The sequence below is a fragment of the Quisquiliibacterium transsilvanicum genome (assembly GCF_014202215.1).
In the GTDB taxonomy this organism is placed as follows: Bacteria; Pseudomonadota; Gammaproteobacteria; order Burkholderiales; family Burkholderiaceae_E; genus Quisquiliibacterium; species Quisquiliibacterium transsilvanicum.
Genome location: NZ_JACHGB010000009.1, coordinates 101,783 through 107,911, shown reverse-complemented (window position 1 = coordinate 107,911; position 6,129 = coordinate 101,783). Strand labels below are relative to the sequence as shown.

5 protein-coding genes are annotated in these 6,129 nt (G+C 66.3%); all 5 read right to left on the bottom strand.

All coding sequences use genetic code 11. The annotated features are described in order from the left end of the window. Window positions 1-263: 263 nt before the first annotated feature. Window positions 264-1,430: a sugar-transfer associated ATP-grasp domain-containing protein gene (locus HNQ70_RS19530; protein WP_183970758.1), complete on the bottom strand. Its 1,167-nt coding sequence runs from the start codon at window positions 1,428-1,430 to the stop codon at window positions 264-266. Window positions 1,431-1,506: 76 nt separating this feature from the next. Then, window positions 1,507-2,319: a glycosyltransferase family 2 protein gene (locus HNQ70_RS19525; RefSeq protein WP_183970757.1), complete on the bottom strand. Its 813-nt coding sequence runs from the start codon at window positions 2,317-2,319 to the stop codon at window positions 1,507-1,509. 40 nt (window positions 2,320-2,359) lie between these two features. Further along, window positions 2,360-3,460: a non-hydrolyzing UDP-N-acetylglucosamine 2-epimerase gene (wecB, locus tag HNQ70_RS19520; protein WP_183970756.1), complete on the bottom strand. Its 1,101-nt coding sequence runs from the start codon at window positions 3,458-3,460 to the stop codon at window positions 2,360-2,362. 6 nt (window positions 3,461-3,466) lie between these two features. Beyond that, the gene (locus HNQ70_RS19515) at window positions 3,467-4,804 is read right to left on the bottom strand and encodes a nucleotide sugar dehydrogenase (protein ID WP_183970755.1); all 1,338 of its coding nucleotides are present in this window, start codon (window positions 4,802-4,804) and stop codon (window positions 3,467-3,469) included. After that, window positions 4,801-6,090: a glycosyltransferase gene (locus tag HNQ70_RS19510; RefSeq protein ID WP_183970754.1), complete on the bottom strand. Its 1,290-nt coding sequence runs from the start codon at window positions 6,088-6,090 to the stop codon at window positions 4,801-4,803. Before HNQ70_RS19510 ends, HNQ70_RS19515 begins: the two co-directional genes overlap by 4 nt. Window positions 6,091-6,129 lie beyond the last annotated feature (39 nt).

Sequence of the window (6,129 nt, the reverse complement as noted above, 5' to 3'; positions counted from 1 at the left end):
AACCGACGAAACGACAGGCGTAGCTGAGCGGTTCGACATCAACTTTCGCATTGACGTGGTCCGGCGTGCGGAAGTCCAGTTGTGCAGACCTTCCCTAACACCCGTCTGGCAAGGGCCTTAAGATTCTTCACGTGAGCGCTCCAACTGCCGCCTAAAGCCGAAACGATAGATGCCCTCAAGGACGCGGTTGCTGCGAGCGCCGCATTGGCCATCCCCTTCAGACACCGGGTATCCTCCATTTGCAGCGCGACGGCAGGGCAAGGTCAAAGCGCCCGCCGCGCCAGCGGCCCCCAGATTCGATGATTCAGCAAGGCGCGCCCAATCGGCCCACTTAGTACGCCACGTCCCGTCGCCGCTTGAATGAGATTCATGTCACCGTCATAGTTCATCTCTAGAATCAAAGGCCCCTCCTTCGTAACTGCAACGTCCCAACTCTGAAGAGGGACGCCGGGGAAGGCCAACGCTGCACGAGACATCGTCTCCAATAGCACCGTCCATCCAGGCAGGACAATTCCGTCAAGGCAAGCGCCACTATCCGGATGCTCATGCACGAGCATTTGCTTGAGTCCAAGCCCTGAAAGCACTCGCCGTACCCTGCCAGTATCTGGGTCCACATCGGCCAGCAGGTTCCCGGTCGCCCCCCCTGAAAAATGATCGGTTAGTTGATCCGTTCGCTTGACCTTCCAAATCGCGTGTATCACCTGCGGTCCGCCGTCCCCGACGAGCACCACCAACCTCAGCCCCGAGACCCCGCCCGGCGCCAATCGTTCAAGGTCGGGATGCTGACGCACCAACTCCTGGAACACGAATCCCGTCCGACCATACCGGCGCAACTGTTCAACGAACTCCGAGACGGGGACTGGAGGCTTGCCTTCCAAAAGAAGCAGCTTATTCTCGTGATCGTAGCCCTTGATCAATGCAGCCCCATTTCCATGCGTTCCTTGAATTGGCTTGCAGAAAAGAGGAAGGCATGTCGCTTGTGCGAAAAAAGAGACGACATCAGACTCATCGCGCAGGAGCACCGCACCCATGGATGTTCGACCCACACCTGAATAGACGGCATGCACGCGTGGAAAAGGAATCTGGACTGCATCGCAAATTGAGTAGAACGAAAGCTTGTCGAACGACAAGGCCCCCCATCGGAGGTCATTCAGGGCTAGATTCAATGCCATGACACGCCCGTAACCGACAAATCCGTTCTGTATTTTAGGCACGCGCATGTTCGGCTCAAACAAACGATAGTCGATGTACTCGGAAGGCGTGAGCTTTCGTCCGGAGAGATAGCCGCTCGCCATCTCGATGAATTGCTTGGCAATTGGATACCCAGCGAGTTCCTTGGCCTGCGAAGCACTGCGCCAAGTGCGCAAGATCTTTCCCCAAACCATCCTGATCTCTCCGTGTTCTAATTCGAATTTAACTACTGGTTTCACCAACCATATTCTGCGCTTCGGCGCAGGTGAGGTCGGCTCGCAAAGCGATAGGTCAGCTCTGTTGGTGTCATGAAAGTCAAGATCCTTTGGACTGACGTCCGATTCGCCGGTACAAGCGCGCTAAACTGAGAAAGTACCCGTGCTTCCAGAACAGATACGCCAGCCCCTTCGCGTGCCGTGTAGCAAACCCGTTGAGTTTCGCCCCGCGCGACAGCTCCTGCGCGTCATGCACGGCCTTCACCCGGGGGTCGTACACCACCGTGTACCCCGCCTTCCAGACGCGCAGGCAGAAGTCCACGTCCTCCGGCGAATAGAAGATCTTCTCGTCGAGCAGCCCCACCGCATCCAGCAGCGACCTGCGGAACAGCCACAGCGCGGAGATGGCGTAGTCCACCGTGCGGGGCTCGGTGGGCGGCTTTGCGCTCGCCTCCAGGTTGCGCAGACCCACCAGCCGGTGCAGCTTGCGCACCAGCGTGGGAAAGGTGTCTGTGGAGAGCTGGAAGCGGCCGTCCGGGTACTCCAGGCGCGGCACGGCGATGCCGCAGCGCGGGTCCGCTTCCAGCGTGCGGATCAGAGCTGCCAGCGTGGGCGCCTCCACCCAGGCGTCCGAATCCATCACCAGCACGTACTCGCCGGTGGCGCGGCGCAGCGCCTGGTTGCGCGACACGGTGGTGCCCAGGTTGCGCTCGTTGTAGGTCACCTTCAGCAGGGACGGAAACTCGCGCTCTAGCGCCTGCAGGATCTGCACCGATCCGTCGGAGGAGCCGTTCTCCACCACCCAGAGCTCGTTCTCGCCGCCCAGCGCAGCGAAGGCCTGCGCAAGCGAACGCACGCACTTCTCGATGTGGCGCCTGGAATTGAACGACAGCACCACCGCGGAGATCTTCATCCTCGCTCCTTCGGCATTCGTTGCAGGCTGGGCGGGCCGCTCACAGCAGCCTGTCCAGCGCGTCCACGATGCGCTCCGAAGCGTGGCCATCCCACAACTCGGGCCTGCGCCCTGCCTTGCCCTCGCCGCGCAGGACCGCGGCGGCGGCCTGCAGGATGCGCTGCGGGTCCACCCCCACCAGCGTGTTGGTGCCCTCGGTCATCGTCACAGGCCGCTCGGTGTTTTCGCGCAGCGTGAGGCAGGGCACGCCCAGCGCCGTGGTCTCTTCCTGCAGGCCGCCGCTGTCGGTCATCACCAGCGCGGCGTCCTTCCAGAGGTTGAGGAAGTCCATGTAGGACAGCGGCCGGGTGAGCTCGATTCCCGGCCCCAGTTCCAGGCCGAAGCGCTCGATGTTCTGCCGGGTGCGCGGATGCACCGGGAACACCAGCGGCAGCTCGCGCGAGATTTCGCCCAGCGCCCGCACGATCGGGCCCAGCGTCTCGGGATGGTCCACGTTGGACGGCCGGTGCAGCGTCACCACGCCGTAGCGCCCCAGCCGCGCCTTCAGCGCCGGGCTCTCGCCCGCGCCCGGCCCTTCGGCCTCGAGCTTGGCGCGCTGGAAGAGCAGGTTGTCCACCATCACGTGGCCGACGAAGAAGACGCTCTCGCGCGGCTTGCCTTCCTGCAGCAGGTTCTCCACGCCGGCGGGCTCGGTGACGAAGAACCAGTCGCTGATCGCGTCGGTGACCAGGCGGTTGATCTCCTCAGGCATGCGGCGGTCGCCGCTGCGCAGGCCGGCCTCCACGTGCGCCACCGGCACGTGCGCCTTCTTGGCAACGATGGAGCAGGCCAGCGTGGAGTTGACGTCGCCAACGACCAGCACGCAGGCGGGGAGCTCGCGCTGCAGGATCTCCTCGAAGGCCACCATGATCTTCGCGGTCTGCGCGGCGTGGCTGCCGCCGCCGGCCTCAAGGTGGAAGTCCGGCTTGGGGATGCCCAGCTCGTCGAAGAAGACGTCGCTCATCTCCCGGTCGTAGTGCTGGCCGGTGTGCACCAGGCGGAAGTCGAAGCGGTCGGCCCGCGCCTGCAGCGCCCGCACGATGGGCGCGATCTTCATGAAGTTGGGCCGCGCGCCGGCCACCAGCAGGATGGTCTGCTTCATCGATGCTCAGCCCTCGACCAGCGCGGCCGGACGGCCCACCGAGTGGTACTCGAGGCCGTGGCGGCGCACCGCCTCCGGTTCGTAGAGGTTGCGTCCGTCCAGGATCACCGGATGCTTCAGGCGCGCGCGGATCTCGTCGAACGGAGGCGAGCGGAACTCCTTCCACTCGGTGACGATCATCAGCGCGTCCGCGCCGCGCACCGCTTCCAGCGGCGAGGCCGCCAGCGTGAGGTCGGCGCGCTCGCCGTAGATGCGCCGGCACTCGTCGGCGGCGATTGGGTCGTAGGCGCAGACGCTGGCGCCCTCGGCCCACAGCGCCTCGATCACGCTGCGCGCGGGCGCCTCGCGCATGTCGTCGGTGTTGGGCTTGAAGGCCAGCCCCCAGATCGCGAAGCGCCGGCCCTGCAGCGCGCCGAAGCGCTTCACCGCCTTGCGCACCAGCGTGGTCTTCTGGTCGTCGTTCACCGCCTCCACCGCGGCCAGCAGCCGCAGCGGCGCGCCATGCTCGTCCGCGGTGCGCATCAGCGCCTGCACGTCCTTGGGGAAGCATGAACCGCCGTAGCCGGTGCCCGCGTACAGGAAGGAGTAGCCGATGCGCGGGTCCGAGCCGATGCCGCGGCGCACGTCCTCGATGTCCACGCCCACCACCTCGGCCAGCCGCGAGAGGTCGTTCATGAACGAGATGCGCGTGGCCAGCATGGCGTTGGCTGCGTACTTGGTGAGCTCCGCGGCCCGCCGCGACATCACCAGCGTGCGCTCGTGGTTGCGCTGGAAGGGCTGGTAGAGCTCGCGCATGATCGCCTCGGCGCGTGCGTCCGACAGGCCCAGCACGATGCGGTCGGGCTTCATGCAGTCGTCGACCGCTGCGCCCTCCTTCAGGAACTCCGGGTTGGACACCACGGCGAAGTCGATGTCCGCCCCGCGCTTCGCGAGTTCCTCGCGCACCGCGGCCTCCACCCGGTCGCCGGTGCCCACCGGCACCGTGCTCTTGTCCACGATCACCCGGTAGTCGGGCATGTGGCGCCCGATGTTGCGCGCCGCGGCAAGCACGTACTGCAGGTCGGCCGAACCGTCCTCGTCCGGCGGCGTGCCCACCGCGATCATCTGCACCTCGCCGAACTCGGCGGCCTTCTTCGCGTCCAGCGTGAAGACCAGGCGCCCGGCCTCCACGTTGCGCTTGACGATCTCGTCCAGGCCCGGCTCGTGGATGGGGATGATGCCCCGCTCCAGGCTGCGGATCTTGGCCTCGTCCACGTCCAGGCACATCACCTCGTTGCCCATGTCCGCGAGGCAGGCGCCGGTGACGAGGCCCACGTAACCGGTTCCGATGACACTGACTTTCACTTCGACTCCATCAAGGGGGAGGCGACCGTCGCCCGCGCCGCGCGCGACGCGGCGAGCGCCTCGAATTCATCGACCAGCGCATCGATGCGCAGGTCCCAGGCATTGCCGCGGGCATAGGCCAGCAGCGCCTCGCGATCCCAGTCGCGGGCCAGCGCGGCGGCCAGGGCCTGGCCGAATGCCTCGCCGTCCCAGAACTCCACCAGCGTGCCCACGGCCTCGCTGGCCACCACCTCGGCGTTGCCGCCCACGCGCGTTGTCACTACGGGCACGCCGCAGGCCATCGCTTCGAGCAGCACGTTTGCCCAGCCCTCGTAGGACGTGGCCAGCGCGAACACGTCGGCCGCGCCGTAGTACCACTTGAGCTCCTCGGGCGCCTGGCGCCCGCACAAGCGAACGCATTCCGCCACCCCGTGCTCGCGCGCCAGCGCAAGGATCCGCTCGCTCATGTCGCCCTGCCCCGTGCCGCCGCCCACGATCAGGTAGACCACCTTGCCGAAGCGCTCGCGCAGCGCAGGCAGCAGCGGCACCACGCGGTGGAAGCCCTTGAGCTCGATGAGGTTGCCCACGCCGATGAGCACCTTGGCATCCGCATCCAGCCCCAGCCGACGCCGAGCCTCGGTGCGGTCGACCGGCTCGAACTTCTCCAGGTCCACCCCGTTGCCGATGACGCGCGCCCGCTCGGCCGGCAGTCCCAGCGGCTCGGCGACCTCATGGCGCAGGGAGTCCGACACCGCGATGACACGATCCGCATGCGCCAGCGCATCGCGCAGCGAGGGCTCGCAATCGGTGCCGATCAGCCGCTGGTCCTTGCTGCCGCGCAGGGTGATGGTCACCGGCAGCCCCAGCCTGCGGCCGATCAGCGTCGCTGCATGCCCATCCGGATAGGCGAAGTGTGCATCGATGATGTCGACGCCGAAGCGCCGCTGCTGGGCGCGCACGCAGCCCAGCGTGCTCCAGGCCATCAGCCGGCTGTCGAGCCGCTTGAGCACGCCCGGCAGGCTTAGGAAGCGCGGGCGCAGGATCTCGATGCCCTCGACCACCTCGCGCGCAGCGCCCATCGGCCTGAAGCCCTTGCGCACCATCCGCACCAACCAGTCGAACGGCGACCAGGGCTGCGGCGCCACCACCACCAGCGGCAGGCGCTTTGCCACCCGGAACATGCGCTCGCGGATGAAGGTGCCTGCGGTGGGTGCGGCGGCGCTGGGGAACAGGCTGGAGTAGACGAGGATGCGGGGGCCCTTGGGCAGCCCGCCATTCCCCGGCCCGCTCTGCGTGACAATGCTCATCGTGCCAACGCAAGCCGGAACGTGCGCACCACGGTCGAT